This is a genomic window from Massilibacillus massiliensis (genome assembly GCF_900086705.1).
Classification (GTDB): Bacteria; Bacillota; Negativicutes; order FLKF01; family FLKF01; genus Massilibacillus; species Massilibacillus massiliensis.
Window position 1 is genome coordinate 196,840 of sequence record NZ_LT575483.1, and the last position, 15,823, is coordinate 212,662.

General features: G+C 32.0%; 22 protein-coding genes. 3 read left to right on the top strand and 19 right to left on the bottom strand.

The genetic code is table 11. The annotated features are described in order from the left end of the window. Positions 1 to 16: 16 nt before the first annotated feature. Genes BN6559_RS01000 through BN6559_RS01050 form a run of 11 tightly spaced genes read right to left on the bottom strand, consistent with a single transcriptional unit; the run spans position 17 to position 7,576 of the window. Positions 17 to 421 carry a hypothetical protein gene (locus BN6559_RS01000; protein WP_110953010.1) on the bottom strand — a complete coding sequence of 135 codons (405 nt, stop codon included), beginning with the start codon at positions 419 to 421 and terminating at the stop codon, positions 17 to 19. Between the two features lie 21 nt (positions 422 to 442). Then, a complete protein-coding gene (locus tag BN6559_RS01005; RefSeq protein WP_110953011.1) occupies positions 443 to 943 on the bottom strand; it encodes a PilW family protein in 501 nt (166 codons plus the stop codon). A gap of 1 nt (position 944) precedes the next feature. Next, complete coding sequence (locus tag BN6559_RS01010; RefSeq protein WP_110953012.1) at positions 945 to 1,325, bottom strand: hypothetical protein; 381 nt, start codon at positions 1,323 to 1,325, stop codon at positions 945 to 947. Between the two features lie 22 nt (positions 1,326 to 1,347). Further along, on the bottom strand, positions 1,348 to 1,773 hold the full coding sequence (locus BN6559_RS01015) for a hypothetical protein (protein ID WP_199883655.1): 426 nt from the start codon (positions 1,771 to 1,773) through the stop codon (positions 1,348 to 1,350). Between the two features lie 20 nt (positions 1,774 to 1,793). Continuing rightward, positions 1,794 to 2,540, bottom strand: coding sequence for a prepilin peptidase (locus BN6559_RS19625; RefSeq protein WP_407656764.1), 747 nt, complete (start codon positions 2,538 to 2,540; stop codon positions 1,794 to 1,796). 59 nt (positions 2,541 to 2,599) lie between these two features. Next, on the bottom strand, positions 2,600 to 3,013 hold the full coding sequence (locus tag BN6559_RS19700; protein ID WP_110953015.1) for a type II secretion system protein: 414 nt from the start codon (positions 3,011 to 3,013) through the stop codon (positions 2,600 to 2,602). Between the two features lie 34 nt (positions 3,014 to 3,047). Then, positions 3,048 to 4,265 carry a type II secretion system F family protein gene (locus tag BN6559_RS01030; protein ID WP_110953016.1) on the bottom strand — a complete coding sequence of 406 codons (1,218 nt, stop codon included), beginning with the start codon at positions 4,263 to 4,265 and terminating at the stop codon, positions 3,048 to 3,050. 32 nt (positions 4,266 to 4,297) lie between these two features. Then, on the bottom strand, positions 4,298 to 5,356 hold the full coding sequence (locus tag BN6559_RS01035) for a type IV pilus twitching motility protein PilT (RefSeq protein ID WP_110953017.1): 1,059 nt from the start codon (positions 5,354 to 5,356) through the stop codon (positions 4,298 to 4,300). Continuing rightward, entirely contained in the window at positions 5,340 to 6,539 is a 1,200-nt protein-coding gene (locus BN6559_RS01040) for a GspE/PulE family protein (protein WP_110953018.1), read from the bottom strand. The genes BN6559_RS01035 and BN6559_RS01040 overlap by 17 nt, the downstream gene beginning before the upstream one ends. Before the next feature lie 9 nt (positions 6,540 to 6,548). Then, positions 6,549 to 7,043 carry a YqeG family HAD IIIA-type phosphatase gene (locus tag BN6559_RS01045; protein WP_110953019.1) on the bottom strand — a complete coding sequence of 165 codons (495 nt, stop codon included), beginning with the start codon at positions 7,041 to 7,043 and terminating at the stop codon, positions 6,549 to 6,551. Next, positions 7,040 to 7,576 carry a magnesium chelatase subunit ChlI family protein gene (locus tag BN6559_RS01050; protein WP_110953020.1) on the bottom strand — a complete coding sequence of 179 codons (537 nt, stop codon included), beginning with the start codon at positions 7,574 to 7,576 and terminating at the stop codon, positions 7,040 to 7,042. The genes BN6559_RS01045 and BN6559_RS01050 overlap by 4 nt, the downstream gene beginning before the upstream one ends. Between BN6559_RS01050 and BN6559_RS19135 the strand changes: the two genes are divergently transcribed. Further along, the gene (locus BN6559_RS19135; RefSeq protein ID WP_199883656.1) at positions 7,558 to 7,986 is read left to right on the top strand and encodes a helix-turn-helix domain-containing protein; all 429 of its coding nucleotides are present in this window, start codon (positions 7,558 to 7,560) and stop codon (positions 7,984 to 7,986) included. The genes BN6559_RS01050 and BN6559_RS19135 overlap by 19 nt on opposite strands. Positions 7,987 to 8,133: 147 nt before the next feature. Continuing rightward, positions 8,134 to 8,484, top strand: coding sequence for a recombinase family protein (locus tag BN6559_RS01060; protein WP_110953022.1), 351 nt, complete (start codon positions 8,134 to 8,136; stop codon positions 8,482 to 8,484). 55 nt (positions 8,485 to 8,539) lie between these two features. Here BN6559_RS01060 and BN6559_RS01065 read toward each other — a convergent pair whose 3' ends face one another. The 4 genes from BN6559_RS01065 to dinB form a co-directional block, all read right to left on the bottom strand. After that, the gene (locus BN6559_RS01065) at positions 8,540 to 8,965 is read right to left on the bottom strand and encodes a hypothetical protein (RefSeq protein WP_110953023.1); all 426 of its coding nucleotides are present in this window, start codon (positions 8,963 to 8,965) and stop codon (positions 8,540 to 8,542) included. 94 nt (positions 8,966 to 9,059) lie between these two features. Further along, complete coding sequence (locus BN6559_RS01070; RefSeq protein WP_110953024.1) at positions 9,060 to 9,689, bottom strand: hypothetical protein; 630 nt, start codon at positions 9,687 to 9,689, stop codon at positions 9,060 to 9,062. A gap of 169 nt (positions 9,690 to 9,858) precedes the next feature. Continuing rightward, positions 9,859 to 10,086, bottom strand: coding sequence for a hypothetical protein (locus BN6559_RS01075; RefSeq protein WP_110953025.1), 228 nt, complete (start codon positions 10,084 to 10,086; stop codon positions 9,859 to 9,861). An 11-nt stretch (positions 10,087 to 10,097) separates the two neighbouring features. Then, positions 10,098 to 11,336, bottom strand: a complete 1,239-nt coding sequence (dinB, locus tag BN6559_RS01080; RefSeq protein WP_110953026.1) for a DNA polymerase IV — start codon at positions 11,334 to 11,336, stop codon at positions 10,098 to 10,100. Between the two features lie 132 nt (positions 11,337 to 11,468). Between dinB and BN6559_RS01085 the strand changes: the two genes are divergently transcribed. Beyond that, positions 11,469 to 12,041 (top strand): SOS response-associated peptidase, encoded by a 573-nt coding sequence (locus BN6559_RS01085; RefSeq protein WP_110953027.1) that lies wholly within the window; start codon positions 11,469 to 11,471, stop codon positions 12,039 to 12,041. Between the two features lie 161 nt (positions 12,042 to 12,202). Here BN6559_RS01085 and BN6559_RS01090 read toward each other — a convergent pair whose 3' ends face one another. The 4 genes from BN6559_RS01090 to BN6559_RS01105 form a co-directional block, all read right to left on the bottom strand. Further along, complete coding sequence (locus BN6559_RS01090; protein WP_110953028.1) at positions 12,203 to 12,742, bottom strand: hypothetical protein; 540 nt, start codon at positions 12,740 to 12,742, stop codon at positions 12,203 to 12,205. 160 nt (positions 12,743 to 12,902) lie between these two features. Beyond that, positions 12,903 to 13,760 (bottom strand): LamG-like jellyroll fold domain-containing protein, encoded by an 858-nt coding sequence (locus BN6559_RS01095; protein WP_110953029.1) that lies wholly within the window; start codon positions 13,758 to 13,760, stop codon positions 12,903 to 12,905. A 40-nt stretch (positions 13,761 to 13,800) separates the two neighbouring features. Then, positions 13,801 to 14,475 carry a hypothetical protein gene (locus tag BN6559_RS01100; RefSeq protein ID WP_110953030.1) on the bottom strand — a complete coding sequence of 225 codons (675 nt, stop codon included), beginning with the start codon at positions 14,473 to 14,475 and terminating at the stop codon, positions 13,801 to 13,803. Between the two features lie 83 nt (positions 14,476 to 14,558). Continuing rightward, positions 14,559 to 15,685, bottom strand: a protein-coding gene (locus tag BN6559_RS01105; protein ID WP_110952830.1) for an IS3 family transposase whose coding sequence is annotated in 2 segments (ribosomal slippage) — positions 14,559 to 15,430 and positions 15,430 to 15,685 — 1,128 coding nt in all. Because the reading frame shifts where the segments join, the coding sequence is not laid out codon by codon here. Positions 15,686 to 15,823 lie beyond the last annotated feature (138 nt).

Genomic DNA, 15,823 nt, shown 5'->3' on the forward strand with positions numbered 1-15,823 from the left:
ACTCCTTTTTAGCAACTTAATTTTTAAAATATATCATCTTAGTATCACGATTTACCATAGGTATTTTAAGTATAACCTTTATTGTTCTTTTGGCATGATGCACCTGTCCAACAGATAAAATAGTTCGCTGGTCGCCATCGCTTCTAATATAAACTCTACAGTCTCCACCTGAAAGCCCCGTTACCTCGGATTGAAAATCAGTATTAAATTGTGTCGCATTTATAAAATTCGGATCTTCTCTTAGTTTTGTTGTTACATACTTAATCCCAGCCTCTGCAATATACTGTGCTTTAATACCATCTAAAAAAGAATTAGAAATATCCAAGCCTGTCATTGTAATCTTTAATAGAAAACTTCCTAAAAGTAAAATCAAACCAAAAACAATAAGTGCTACTATTAATCCACTTCCAGATTGTTTCATTCCTCTCACCTATTAAACGTTTTAATTTTCATTTAGCATTGAAGCTGCGGTATCAATCATAAACTTTTGCTTGGTCTCTACATCAATAAAGTTCATTTTAATCAATATAGTCCTATCATTTATTTTATGAAAGCTCAAATTTTCCACTGAAAATTTTCCATGCATTGTTTGTCCAGTTACTGGCTGATTATCACGCATTAACCTAGATTGATTTAGCTGCGTGCTTACATAATATACAATTTTTGTGTCTCGTCGATTTTCTTGCTCTAGCAAAATTTCGAATTTATCTGGATAAATTTGAAATGATTTTGCATAAGCTATATCGCGAACTATGCTATCTACAGAAAACTTAGCCTCCTGCTGTAATTCTAACATTTTGTTGTCATTGTACCATGCCCGTGTCGTAAATAGGAATAAATTGATTATTACACCAAAAACAACAACCATCAAACTCAAAGCAATTAACAGTTCAACTAAAAAATACCCTTTATTTTTAAAATTTACCCTTATCAAAGAATCCATTCTATGTTTTCTCCATTAATAAGAATGTAGATAAACTTATACTTTTCAATTGATGTAGTTCTCTCCAAGTCACTGAAACCTCTACTTTTTGTAACTGTTTAAACTCATTATGAGTTTTCATATGTGTTTCAATTGTGAATTTCACACCATTTATATCTATTTCTTTTGAATCTTCCATCTGAATCTCACTATGACTCAAACTATTTTCCTGTCCTTTTAAAATTTCGATCTCTTTTTGCGCTAGAAAAGTAGCAGTAACTAGATGATTAGAATATTCGATAGCGTGATGCGATACTATATACATAACAAGTATCGAGGAAATGACTGATAAAATAATTACAATAATCATTACTTCAATCATAAAAAAGCCTTTTTCCTTCATAATGCAATTAGATCCTTTTCACTTATTGCGTTCTAATTCTTCCGACTCGATCGATGATAATCAATCGAGTTTTTTCACCATTTTCTAATCTAATCGTAATTGGCTGATTAATATAGCCATGTCTATTAAAATATATCGCAGAATACCCTCCAACAATTTTTATGTTTTTTGAAAAAGTTACACTTTTTATATTTTTAAGACCTCTACTAATAATATAGCCACAATTTGCAGTTACTTTTAATGAAAGTTTAGGAAATTGATCCATCTCAGCTGGTGAAAATTCATTTTCTTCAACAGATGTGTTGATAGATAATTGCTGCACAAATTTTAAGTCCGTCGCTAATTGATACGCTGATGCATCTAAATCATATCTTTTTAAAACGGACGAGGTCACAACCGTTATAGAAGAAACGATAGAAATTATTGCAATAACAATAATAAGTTCCATTAAAGAACTTCCTTCCTCTTTCACCAAAACAACTCTACATAATAAATCATATACTGCATTCCGTAAAAATAACTCATAAACATTGCAATTGAAAGAAATGGACCAAATGGGATATACTCTTTGCGTTCCTTTAATTTAAAAACAATTAGAAAAACGCCTACAACGCCGCCTAAAATAAATGCAAATAATAAAGTTAATAACGTATATTTCCAGCCAAGCCATATTCCGATTACCGCAGCAAATTTTATATCACCCCAGCCAATTCCGCCCTTACTCAGCCAATGAATCAATAACAATAAACCTCCTCCAAGACAAAAACCCATAATCATATCTAAAACCTCGTAATATAAAACATTAATAAAAGGCAATATAATCATGACTTTTAATATAATGCCAATCCCCGCCATAGGAATTAATACTTTATCAAAAATTAATTGATGATCATAATCAATAGCAGCAATAACCATCAAAAACCCAACTAATATTACACCTTGAAAAAACTCTAAACTCAATCCAAAACGACTATATGTATATAAAAATAAAAATGAGGTTAGTAATTCTATACAAGGATACCGTATAGAAATAATAGCATGACAATATCGGCATCTTCTTTTTGAATATAGATAACTTAGAACAGGAATTAAATCTTTAATAGATAAAAACCTCTCACAATAATCGCAAGTTGATCTAGGAACAAGTATTGATTTTTCTCTTGGAATCCTATAGACACACATATTTAAAAAGCTGCCTATAATTAACCCAAACACTAAAATTAGCAATACATCCAAAAAATCATCCCCTTGTAAAAAACGAATCTATGTTCCAATTATTTGCTCTTCAAAAAATCACTAGACACATAAATTCCTAATTTCGCACGCCCTATAGTATCATTATTATTTGTTGTATTTATTTCTATTGTATAAGAAGTCGCCGGCACCTCCTTTCGTTCTGTATCAATATAACATTTTCCTTTTGGAGGCTTAGGCAATTCTAATAATAAATTTTTTTCTACTAATTTTTGTACTGTGTCCGGAATAACCCCTTCTTGTGCTTGGTAAATGATAGATGCCGCATCAATGGTTCGTAAATCCGTTTGGATTTTAACCGTATTTGCTGCCACTGTTGATTCTGTAAATTTAGGAATCGCCAACGATGCTAAAATTCCTAAAATTGCGATAACCACCATTAATTCTACTAAAGTAAACCCTTGCTGCTTTATTTTATCGTTCGTCTTTTTCATAAAATAAAATCACCTTCTAAAAATTTACTAAATTTCAAAGATAGACATGATCTATCATATCAAACATTGGTAATGCAATAGAGATCACTATGCCGCCTATTATAAAACCTACCATAGTAATTAAAAAAGGTTCCAATAAATTATTCAATTTGGTAATAAATTCGTCAATTTCACTTTCATAAAAATCAGCAATCTTATTTAAAGTATCGTCTAAAAAGCCTGTTTCTTCACCTACTACAATCATTTGTAATACCATAGGCGAGAAAAATTGACTACTCTGAACAGAATTAGACAATGTTGCACCATTTTTTATTTTATCCTGCGCCAAGCTCACAATACGATTCAGTACAAGATTTCCACTCACATTTTTACCAACTTCTAATGCAGTAATAATAGGTATCCCTGCATGTAATAATGTCCCTAAAGTTCGACTAAATCTCACCATTGCAATTTCTACCCATATTTTCCCAAATACAGGAATTTTCAGCATTGCTTTATCAAATAAAAATTTATAAGTTTCTACATTTTTCATCTTAAATACAATCCAAACACCAACACAAAAGCAGCATAAAATAATAAGTCCATAATCTTGCATAAAAGAACTGAAAAACAACAACATTTTCGTTGCCAGCGGTAATTCTAAATTCATATGATCAAACATTTCAATAAAGTTCGGTATAACAAAAATCATAAAATAAATAATTACTAAAATAGCCAATATTAGAACAAACATCGGATAGATCATCGCAGTTTTAATTTTCTCTCTTGCTTTATAATCTTTTTCTAAATAATTTGCAAGTTTATCTAGCACATGATCCAATATACCTCCTAGTTCACCGGCAGAAATCATATGAATTACAATGTTCGGAAAAATATGTTTATATCTCAATAAAGATTCTGTTAAAGTTTTTCCTTCTTCTATTTGTTTATAGATATTCTTTAAAACTTCTTTAAAAGCCAAATGTTGTGTTTGCATACCTAGAATATGTATGGAAGAACTTAAGGATAATCCAGCATTGATCATCATCGCTAACTGACGGCAAAATAGAATTATTTCTTTAAATGGGACATTATTCATTCTAAATAGTGTGTAATTTTTTAACGACTTCTTTTGAATTTCAACAATTTGAGTAACGAAATACCCTTTTCCTATAATATAATCCGCTACATCTTTTTCTGTTTCAGCTATCATTGTATCCTGTAATAGATCTCCCTCCAAGTTTTTTCCTTTATATGAAAACATTTTTTCCATAAAAACACCACACAATAAAATGATCTATTACGTTAAACCAGTTTTAAATCTTTTATATATTCTAATGCAATATCTTTTGTAATTAAATTCTTTTTTAATAGAATTTCAATTTCTCGATCAAAAATTTGCATACCTAATGAGGCCCCTGTTTGAATATGAGATATTATTTGCTGCGTTTTCCCTTCCCTAATAATATTCCGAATTGCAGGTGTATTCATCATGATTTCAAATACCGCAATTCGACCTACACCACTTTTTTTAGGCAATAATTTTTGCGAAATAATTCCTTGCAAATTCATGGATAATTGTATACGTATTTGCTGTTGTTGCTGGCTGGGAAAAACATCAATAATTCTATCAATTGTCTGTATTGAATCAGGTGTATGTAAGCTTGCAAAAACCAAATGGCCTGTTTCAGCCGCAGTAATTGCAATTGATATCGTTTCAAAATCTCTCATTTCACCAATAAATATCAAATCCGGGTCTTCTCGTAGTGCGGCCCTCAATGCACTGTGAAAAGATTTTGAATCTATATAAATTTCACGTTGATTCACTATACTTTTTTTATGTTTATGTACATATTCAATAGGATCCTCCATTGTAATAATATGCAAGGCTTTCGATTGATTAATAAAATCAATCATAGCCGCAATTGTAGTTGATTTTCCAGAACCTGCTGAACCGGTAAATAACACTAGTCCATTCTTTTTTAACGCTAGTGATTTTAATGTAGAAGCGCAATCTAATTCTTCCAAGGTTGGAATTTGATCGCTGATAATCCTCATTACAATGGCTATTGCGCCTCTTTGTTTAAAAACATTTACCCTAAATCGTCCACATGTATCTGAAGAATAGGAAAAATCAACCTCTCCGTCCTCTTTAAGGTTATATTGCTGTGTTTTTGATGAAATAGATTCAAATAGACTTTTGGTATCTTCTGCTGTTAAAATGTTGAGTTTAGAAAATATTAGCCCTCCATCAATTCTAAAGGCCGGTGGTATTCCAACCGTCATATGCAAATCAGAAGCTTTTTTCTGGATTGCTTCTTTGAGTAAAATATCTATATATTTATTCTCATAAACTATCTTCATATGCTAACCTCAGTATTTCTTGTATTGTTGTCTGCCCAGTGAGAACTTTTTGCATACCATCTTGCTGCATACTTACAAAACCTTCTTCAACCGCAAATTCCTTTAACTGTTCAGCCGAAACTTGTCTATTAATACCGTTCCGTATTTTCTTTGTCATCGGCAACACTTCATGAATCGCTGTTTGTCCATAATAACCTGTAAAATTGCAATCACAGCAACCACGCCCTTTATATAGAACAGTATTTGGATTCTTTATATATGGCTCTAATGTTTCTCTATCTTCTACGCTTTCATCTAACTTATAACTTATTTTGCATTTTGGACAAATCAATCGAACTAAACGTTGTGCAACAATTCCTAGAATAGATGAGGAAACTAAAAATGGCTCAATTCCGATATCAACCAATCGTGTTATTGCACCAATTGCATGATTGGTATGCAATGTGCTAAAAACTAAATGCCCAGTTTGTGCAGCATGAATAGCGATTCTTGCTGTTTCACGATCACGAATCTCTCCAATCATAATTATATTGGGGTCTTGTCGCAGAACAGATCGTAATGTTTTCGAAAAAGATAAATCTATTTTAGAATTTATTTGTATTTGGTTTATTCCGTCGAGTCGATACTCTACCGGATTTTCAATTGTAACAATATTTTTACTTGGATCATTCAATTCCGATAATGTTCCATAAAGCGTCGTAGTTTTCCCGGATCCAGTCGGTCCTGTATTTAAAATCATGCCGTAAGGCTTTTTATACAGGGATACATATTTTCTTAAATTTCCTTCTGAAAAGCCCATCTTTTGAATATCAACGAACCGTAAACTTTTATCTAATATACGAAGTACGATTTTTTCGCCTAAAATTGTAGGCATTGTAGATATTCTCAAATCAATTGCTCTGTCATCTTCTTTGTATATAATTCTTCCATCCTGAGGTAATCTCTTTTCGGCAATATCAAGTTCACCCATGATTTTTAATCGCGAAATAAATGGCAAGTGAAGTTTTAATGGAAAAGACGAAACTTCTCTCAACGCTCCATCAACACGAAAACGAATCCTTAAATACTGGTCCGTTGGTTCAATATGAATATCACTTGCTCGCGTACAGATCGCTTTTTTTATCATCTCATCAACAATCTCAATAATTGATCTATCATTAACGATTCTTTGATCTATCATCATACTACATTCCTATACTTTATAATAATTTAGAATCAATTTTTCAAGCATTCGCATAAATTTAGTTCCAAAAAATTCTTTTTTACTTAAAGGACTGACTAGTATCGTATATAAATTTAAATAATTTCCCCCAAGAACGTCTGTAAAAATTTGATCTCCAACAACAGCAACTTGTGAGGAAGGTACGTTAAATTTATGCAAGGCACGTTTAAACCCAAAACTTAATGGCTTATAACCTTTTGCTATATAGGCTATTTCTAATGTTGCTGCGATATTTTGCACCCGATCTGTCAAATTATTGGATACAATACAACATATAAATCCACTGCTCTTTAGGCTTTTTATCCACAACATTACATCCAACTCTACATTTTCACTTTCCCACGCGATGATTGTATTATCCAAATCAAAAATAATCGCACGAATCCCTTTATTTTTCAATTCAAGTAATGGGATCTCAAATAAACTCGGCACAAATAAGTTTGGAAATAATAAATCTTTTATCATAGTGTAGTATTTATATTGCTACGAAGCTGCACTGCCTCGGCTATATGCCGCTCCGTAATCATCTCAGAATTATCCAAATCAGCAATCGTTCTCGCCACTTTTATAATTCGATCATAACTTCTCGCTGATAAACCCATTTTCACAAATACTTGTTCTAAAATACTTTGTGCCGTAGTTGTTAATAAACAAGTTTTCTGAATATGCCTATGCCGCATTTGCGCATTACAAAATATATGATATTTATTTAATCTTTTTAGTTGTATTTTTCTAGCCTCTTCCACCCTGCTTCTAATTACACTTGAACTTTCAGATCGTTTATCACCCACCATTTCGGTATATTCTAGTCGAGGAACTGTAATATGAATATCAATTCGGTCTAACAAGGGCCCGGATATTTTTTTCGTGTATCGCTTAATTTCGTTCGGTGTACAAGTGCACTCCTTCAACGTGTCATTAAGATATCCGCACGGACAAACGTGCAGAAAGCAACTCAATATTTTATTTAACAAAAAACGTGTCTTATGATCCTTCAAATCTAAAGCCTCCTGGAAATAGTGTCGGTGAACGTGTTCGTTGGGCTAGACAAAAAAAGAATCTTACCCAAGTTGAACTAGCGAAAAGAGTTAGTTGCGTAGCGACTACTATTATCATTATCGAAAAAACAGGACGTTATAACATCTCTACGTTAAAAAAAATTAGTATAGTTGTAGATCAGCCAATCGAGTTCCTAGGCTGCTTTGAAAATATGCCTGAAACTACGTTTGGGGATCGATTAAAAAAGGCCAGGTATTATCACGGGTATGATAAAAAAGAAGCTGCAGAAATTGTTGGATTTAACCAGCGCACCTTGTATGATTGGGAAAGGGGGAAACGTGAACCTAGTGTCAAAGCATTGGATAAACTAGTCTCTTTTATTAACATTTTAAACCAAAATTCACAATAAATACACTATATTTTTTATTAAAATTTTGTTAAAAATAATAAAAAACCTCGGCAAAGCATTATTATTCCAAACCAAAATTGTATTATTGAAGGTATTAATGTAAGATAAGTTATATGTAGTTTTACTTTAGAAGGAGTGTTTATTTATATGTCAACATTTATATATTGTCGTGGTAACGACGAGCAAGTGGAGAAACAATTAATTTTATGCAAAGAAAAAGCAAACTTATTAGGGTTTACAGATATAAAGTGTTATATAGATAAAAATTGCTCATCTAACGATCATCGCAAGGAATTTAGTAACATGATTAATGAACTTGAGAAAAATGATAATGAAAATAATATTGTTGTCACAGTAGATGCTAGTAGGCTGTATAGAAATTTATCTAAATTAGTTGAATTTGAAAATAAATATAAGGTTTGTTATATTTCAGATGATTCACCTATGATTCATAGCCTTATCGATGTTCTTGAAAAAGAACGAAATAGAGTTCAATAAATAATAAACCCCCGGAGCCTTTAAATATTGGGCTCCGGGGGTTTTATTTTATATTTCAACTTATTATTCTATACTGACATTCAGAATCAAGTATGTATCTTCCATCCATTAATTTTATTCGAGTTACAAAAGGAGGTTCTGTATCATCCTGAACAATAGTTCCAGCAGTTACTATTGTTCTATCATAGTTAAAGCATACTTCAACCTTCTTCCCAATATTGCTTTCTTTTTGTACTCGAGAATAGTCCGGTCTTGTTTTTGTCGAAATTCGATCGACTTTGCCGCTACAAAATGGACAGTATTTAAAATCAATGTTCTTATCCCCGTCATGAGGAATTATTTCTCCAACTTTAACATTCGTAATGCAGCCAATACATAGATTTTTCTTGCATTTTTTACAACTATATATTTGTTCCACACCTTTTTCCTCATCTTTGCAGCAATTACACAAATATTTTTTATCAGCCGCGTCTACTCCCAAATAAATCATCCTTTACTATATATTTTATAAATTAGTTTTTTAGTCAAAAGGAAACAAATTCCTGCAATAGAAAAAGCACCTCGAAGAGTGCTTTTTAGGATGTCGAATCATTTTTATTGTCATCACCCTTTTCCTTAAAAGATGATGCAATTCTAGTCACAATACCAATACAAGTACCAAAAGTAGAAACTATAGCTGTAAACGTACAGGTTAGCAAGATGTTTACCATTAAATGAAAATCTTTGATCATTTTCATTTTTTCATCAGCATCATTAGAAACATCTACAGCAGCATAGTAAGATATCCAAAAACTAGAGATTACTAAAAACAAAATAGATACAATTAAAAGCACTAAATTTATTTCTAGGTTTTTTAAAACTAATCTAAATTTTACATCACGATAATTATATTTTTTATCTAAATAAAAGATAATTACAACACAAGCAAAAAAGATAGCTATACAACCCATATTTATACTAATAATATTAGATAAATTATTATAAATCGTTTTTCGGAAAAACTCTTCTTTTTTCATGAAATCATTTGATACCACTGTAAACAATATCCCTAAAAAAAGTTCGCCACCAAATATTGCAAAGCTTTCATTTTTTTTAGTAAAGCATATTACTTTTTTTATAAATATTTTTACAGGAAAGCATAGTACCCAAGATAATATCTTAATATCGTTAATAAAATTTTTAACTTTCAATAAAAAAGCTATCATTTTTACCTCTTCTCTATAAAGATTCAGAACTATTAAATTTTAATTCCATTTAGTATAATTCCCTATATGTATTAGATTTCCTGCCAAATTAATACATAGATATATATATAGCAACTACTGTATTCTTGAGAAATAAAAAAACCCTAAGAAAAACTTAGGGTTTTTATCATTATTTATCCATGAACCAACGCCCATCATCGCAAAACAAATAAACCGCCTTACCACAAATTTTGCATGTATATCTGGTGCCTTGTCCCCCGCATTTTAGCGATGCAGCCTGGCGTATATCTAATATTTTATCAACACTCAAATTTCGTCCATCCCAATCAATTGCCACCGGACGAATTGCTCCATCAGGATAATGCTCCGCAATTACTTTGATAAACTTCTTTTCCATACTTTCTCCACCTATCTAAAGAATGAGATTGGATGAATCACATGATCGTCCTTGGGGTTAAAACTCGATAGCAATTTATCACTCAGCATTGCAGCTCTACAAATAGATCCATTTCCAAATCGTCTGCGTATTACATCAACTACCTTATCTAATTTTTCATGCTTCTCTTTTGCTATATCAAATAAATCTATTTGCATATGCTCGGTTTCAGTGACTAAATTCGCCCCTCGAACAGCTAAACTCCGAATTGGTTTATACCAAGTATAGTTTTTATTAAATAGTTCTATCGCTTTACTTGCTATATCATTCGACGTATAAGTTGGTTCACTTAGTTTGCTTTGCCTGTCAAATGAATATAATTCCTTGTCTCTTACTGAAATAGCAACTGTTGTACATTTTAATCCATGCTGACGCAATCTTGCAGCAACACTTTCAGAAAGTATATAAATAATTATCTTTACATCATTAATGTTGAGTAAATCACGCACTGTTGTTGTACTATTCCCAATTGACTTAATAATGCTTTCTTCTCCTACTTTACGTACATGGGTATAATCAAATCCATTCGCAAAACTCCAAAGTGTCTCGCCCCATACACCTAATAATAGCTTTAAGTCATGAAGATTTTTATTGGCCAAGTCTCCAATTGTATTAACATTACGACTGTATAATTTGTTTTGTGTTGATCTGCCTACATATAATAATTCACGTACGTTTAAGGGCCATACAATTTCCTTAAAATTTTCTTCTGCAATTACAGTTACAGCATCTGGCTTTTTCATGTCACTTCCTAATTTCGCAAAAATTTTATTAAAAGAAACTCCTATAGATACTGTTAAGCCTAATTCGTTTTTCATTCTTTGACGTATCATATTTGCGATACTCTCACCATCACCAAATATTTTTGCAGAACTCGTTACATCAAGCCACGCTTCGTCTATACCAAACGGTTCGATCTGATCGGTATACGTTGCATATATTTCACGCGCCATCCGTGAAAATCGAAGATACTTTTTAAAATCCGGCGGTATAATTACCAAATTCTTAGCCTTTTGTTTTGCTTGCCAAATTGCTTCTCCAGTTTGAATACCTAGCTGTTTTGCAGGATAGTTTTTTGCCAATACTATTCCGTGCCTAGCTTCCACATCTCCACACACAGCTACAGGAATACTTTTAAGTTCAGGTCTATACAAACATTCGACACTTGCATAGAAATTATTTAAATCGACATGCAAAATTGTACGAAACATTGTTTATAACAGCTCCTTTAAACCGAACATATGTTTTATAATAATTCTATTATATAAAATAAACAACTGTTTTATTCTGGATAAAATACATATTACTCTTGTATAATAGCGTTAAAGGAGTTGTTATAAGCAATGTGCGGCAGATATGTAATTTTTACCGATCAGGAAAACAAAGAAATTATGGAAATCATTCGGCAAGTGAATGAGAAACATCATGGTATTAAATTAGGTGAAATATATCCAACCAACGTGGCTCCTGTTATATTAAAAGATGATGTTACTGCATATAAATGGGGGTTTCCTAACTTTGCGAAAAAAGGCGTAATAATCAACGCCCGATCAGAAACAGTAGAAGATAAACGCATGTTTAAAACTGCCTTTCATGAAAGAAGATGTGTCATTCCATCGACTGGTTTTTATGAATGGCAAGGAAAAGAAAAGTATCATTTTACTTTGCCAAATAGTCCGATCGTCTACATGGCTGGAATATATACTGAATTTGCAGATGAAAATTGCTTTGTTATTTTGACAACGAAGGCAAATCAATCCATGGAAGAAATACATGATAGAATGCCGTTGATTCTGGAACAAGATATGATTGAGGACTGGATAAATAATGATAGTGCTGCGATGCATATACTTCATCATGAACCGCCAGCGCTTCGACATAAACTTGCTGACCAGATAAATATGCCATTATTCTAAACAATTCTGCAAAAAGAAAAGGCGGCAAACAAGTATATTTTTGTACTTGTTTGCCGCCTTTTGATTTACTTAATTAAAATTAATTTCTATATGAGTCTTTTCTTATTTTTCTAAATCCATATTTTCTACACTCCACATAAAAAATTAAGATTAGTTGATTATTATTTTTCTATTTCTTTTACATCAATAACATAATTACTATTCGGCAAATATTCAACATGATAATATTTTTGCCTATTTTCTTTTTCTCTCATTATAGATTCATGAAAAAATTCGACTTCTTTCCCACCAATATCCGCGTGTACTGTACACGATTTGTAAGGCTGCCATACTTTTTTTGGTTGTCCTTCAACTGTCTCATATTTGCTCATCAATAAATTAGGTATGTCCATAAACATAGATCCGAATAAATTTATGTAAATCAAAATTAATAGTACTATTACAAATAGGTTAGTACCCCATTTACCATCAGTATCATATTCTTGTTTACAGAAAAAAAGTATACAAACTATTACTAATAAACCCATAATGAGTTGAAACCAGAAGAAAAATATATAAATTTGCTTGGGACTAGGTAACGATTTGATTAACCAACTAAGCCCCAAAAGCATTAAAACTCCAGTCGCTATTATCAAAATAAAACAAAATAAATATTGAAAATTTCTACCTAAATTTCGCTGATTAGACCTTATTATCCTCACAAAATACCCCCACCTGAATTATTATATATAATAATTCAGCATATACAAAAAAACTAGAAATATTATATCATACCTTAGACTATAATCAGTAAATTTTTACTATTCCAAATGAAAAAGCGGAATCTAAGTACGAGATTGTACCTAGATTCTACTTTTTTGATTATAAAATTTCAATTACCTCAAAGCTAATGATCTTTTCAAAGAACAAATATTCTTTACTGTTTTGTGATCCGACGGCTTTATCAAATACATAATATGCCTCTCCTGTATCAACAGTACGATCGCACCAAGTAATAAAGGCTTCTACCTCAGAAATACTTAATTCGTACTCACGTTCACTGGAATCGTTCATTGTGATACGCAATAAACAATTCTTTTTAACTGGTTTAGGATCGAAATCTCCTGTCCATCGAGCAATTTTTGAAATACGAAACTCATCAATAAAACCGTTGAATCCATAAGGTGCTCTTTTATAAACTTTCCCTAAAGATACAATATTATTGTTAAGATAAAAACTATCATTACTTGTAATTTGACCCGAGAGAATACCATTCTTAAATCCATAAAATTTATTACCATTTCTAACTAAAGCAAAATGATTCCAAGTATTTAAATCTATTGTTCCTAATAAAAACGCATCCATAACATTCCACGATGCTCCGTTTGAGGATATGTAACAAACGTTTTTATTATCATTAGTAGAAAACGTATTTCCATGTCCTACAATAATTGATTGATAATCAACATCACCAATGCTAAACACTGTTGGATATCCAGATAAATTTGTTCTATATTCCCACCAATCAATAGTAAAATATCCAGAGTTAAAATCAAAATCAGAAAGATTAGAAATAGCTAAATTACTACTCCCATCCAAATATAAACTTTTCCCTCCAAATTTACTCTGTTCAGAAGAAACTATTGGATTTCCATTGGTCGTCCAAACCTTTCCTGTTTCATCTTTAAAACCATCATCAAAATGTAATAAAGATACTGTGTATTCATCTAATTTATACATGTAATATTCCCTCCAAAATTTAATATTTTTATTAAATGGTTTATTTAAGTTCAAGCACTTTAAAACTAATGATTTTTTCAAAAATCAAATATTCCATACTTTCATCAACTACATCAGTAAATTTGTAACAGTTATCACCCGCTCTGCCAGCTCCATTGATCCACTGAATGAATTTATCAACTTCAGTATGCGTTACTTTGTATTCTCGTTCACTAGAATCGTTCATTGTAATACGTAGTAATACTTGGTTTGTTTTAATATCTGGATTGTAGGGTAAAAGTTCTCCTGTTTCATCAATGTCAATTGCATCAAAATCCCAATTACCACTCAATAAATTAGAATAGCTTATTTTTACACTATGTTCTTTATTTTCCAAATCAATTTTTTCAAAACACACTCTTTGAAAATCCTGCTGAATTGTACCATACTCCGAAAATGTATACGCCACATCATCTATATAAATATTTATGTCTGATGGTTTATTACTATATCGATTAGCTATCACACGCAACATGGTTCCCTTAAAATTAAATGATACCATTGCAAATTCACTAGTCGCAAATAAAAGGCTTTTATTATACGCTGCTACATAAATATCACTTGTTTTTTCATCGTACCTAGTCCACGTTCCTGTATAAGTAAAATTTGTATCAGTATCATCATATCGTTTCCACCCTTTCTCTGGCGCTGTTAATCTATCTCCTACTGTTGTCATTTTACATTCCTCCATAAATAATTTATTTTGAAAACCAACATAACTACCGAACCTCATATTTTCACTGGACTGTCAACAGTTTTTTAGACAACTTTTTTAAGGGTATTTATTCTATACTTCACCGGTGTTAGATATCCTAGTGAAGAATGAATCCTATGATTGTTGAACCAATTTACATAATCAGCTAACTCAATCTGCAGATGGTTTAAGCTGTGAAAAGTCTGGTTCCTGATAAATTCTGTTTTGATTATTTTAAATGTTGCTTCTGCCACTGCATTATCATAAGGACACCCTTTATGACTGAGAGAACGCTGAATTTCAAATGCTTCCAAGATTTCTTCAATGGTCCGATTTTTAAATTCGTTGCCACGGTCCGTGTGAAATATCTGGATATCTTTCAGATTTCCCCTTACAGTCTGAAATGCCTGTTTTACAAGGTCTGCTGTTTTATTACGTCCGGCACTGTAACCAATTATTTCTCTATTAAAGAGGTCAATAAGCACACAAATGTAGTTCCAGCTCATGCCGACTCTGACATATGTTAAATCGCTTACAATAGCATTTCTATATGGTTGTTCACTGAACTGGCGGTCAACAACATTTTTGGTTTTTGATTCATTACAAGTATCCTTTTGAGGACGGAACTGGGCAGTCGTATAACTTGAAATCAGTCCTTCCTGCCTCATGATTCTGCCGATGCGGCGGCGTGAAGCAATGATATTTCTATCTTTTAAATCTGATTTTATTTTTCGGGTTCCATAATTATTTCGGCTTGCTTTAAATATATCAACAATATTTGCCACCAGCTTAGATTCATCTGGATTTGCTTTTGCCTCATAATAATAGGTGCTTCTTGGAATTTGTAGGACTTTACACATTGCTGATACAGAGTATTTGTGGATATTGGCTTTAATCACATTTACTTTCGTCCTAAGATCAGCGCTGCTTGCTTTAAAATATCATTCTCCATTTCAAGATATTTGTTCCGTTTGCGAAGCTCAATCAGTTCTATCTGTTCAGTTGTAAGATTATCTTTCTCCTTGAAAGAGCCACTATTGTTAGCTTGCTGAATCCATTTGTCAAGCAAGGACGATGCGATATCATATTCACGAATAATGTCACACTTACGTTTTCCGTTATTATATAATTGTACAACTTGTTTTTTGAATTCGTCCGTATAGCTACGACGAGGGCGTTTTTCAACAGTCATGGGCCTAGCTCCTTTTGTTTTATTATTTTATTTTACATGCCCTTATAATAACTGTCCAATTAATTGTAGCCTATCCACACTCTTGTTTGTCCTGTATATTGGCTCTCACCTATATACATTCTTTTAACGTCTATTTTT

Coding starts and splice junctions, on each gene's coding strand:
- BN6559_RS01000 (WP_110953010.1), bottom strand. CDS start 421: ATGAAACAATCTGGAAGTGGATTAATAGTAGCACTTATTGTTTTTGGT.
- BN6559_RS01005 (WP_110953011.1), bottom strand. CDS start 943: ATGGATTCTTTGATAAGGGTAAATTTTAAAAATAAAGGGTATTTTTTA.
- BN6559_RS01010 (WP_110953012.1), bottom strand. CDS start 1,325: ATGAAGGAAAAAGGCTTTTTTATGATTGAAGTAATGATTATTGTAATT.
- BN6559_RS01015 (WP_199883655.1), bottom strand. CDS start 1,773: ATGGAACTTATTATTGTTATTGCAATAATTTCTATCGTTTCTTCTATA.
- BN6559_RS19700 (WP_110953015.1), bottom strand. CDS start 3,013: ATGAAAAAGACGAACGATAAAATAAAGCAGCAAGGGTTTACTTTAGTA.
- BN6559_RS01030 (WP_110953016.1), bottom strand. CDS start 4,265: ATGGAAAAAATGTTTTCATATAAAGGAAAAAACTTGGAGGGAGATCTA.
- BN6559_RS01035 (WP_110953017.1), bottom strand. CDS start 5,356: ATGAAGATAGTTTATGAGAATAAATATATAGATATTTTACTCAAAGAA.
- BN6559_RS01040 (WP_110953018.1), bottom strand. CDS start 6,539: ATGATGATAGATCAAAGAATCGTTAATGATAGATCAATTATTGAGATT.
- BN6559_RS01045 (WP_110953019.1), bottom strand. CDS start 7,043: ATGATAAAAGATTTATTATTTCCAAACTTATTTGTGCCGAGTTTATTT.
- BN6559_RS01060 (WP_110953022.1), top strand. CDS start 8,134: ATGTCAACATTTATATATTGTCGTGGTAACGACGAGCAAGTGGAGAAA.
- BN6559_RS01070 (WP_110953024.1), bottom strand. CDS start 9,689: ATGATAGCTTTTTTATTGAAAGTTAAAAATTTTATTAACGATATTAAG.
- BN6559_RS01075 (WP_110953025.1), bottom strand. CDS start 10,086: ATGGAAAAGAAGTTTATCAAAGTAATTGCGGAGCATTATCCTGATGGA.
- dinB (WP_110953026.1), bottom strand. CDS start 11,336: ATGTTTCGTACAATTTTGCATGTCGATTTAAATAATTTCTATGCAAGT.
- BN6559_RS01085 (WP_110953027.1), top strand. CDS start 11,469: ATGTGCGGCAGATATGTAATTTTTACCGATCAGGAAAACAAAGAAATT.
- BN6559_RS01095 (WP_110953029.1), bottom strand. CDS start 13,760: ATGTATAAATTAGATGAATACACAGTATCTTTATTACATTTTGATGAT.
- BN6559_RS01100 (WP_110953030.1), bottom strand. CDS start 14,475: ATGACAACAGTAGGAGATAGATTAACAGCGCCAGAGAAAGGGTGGAAA.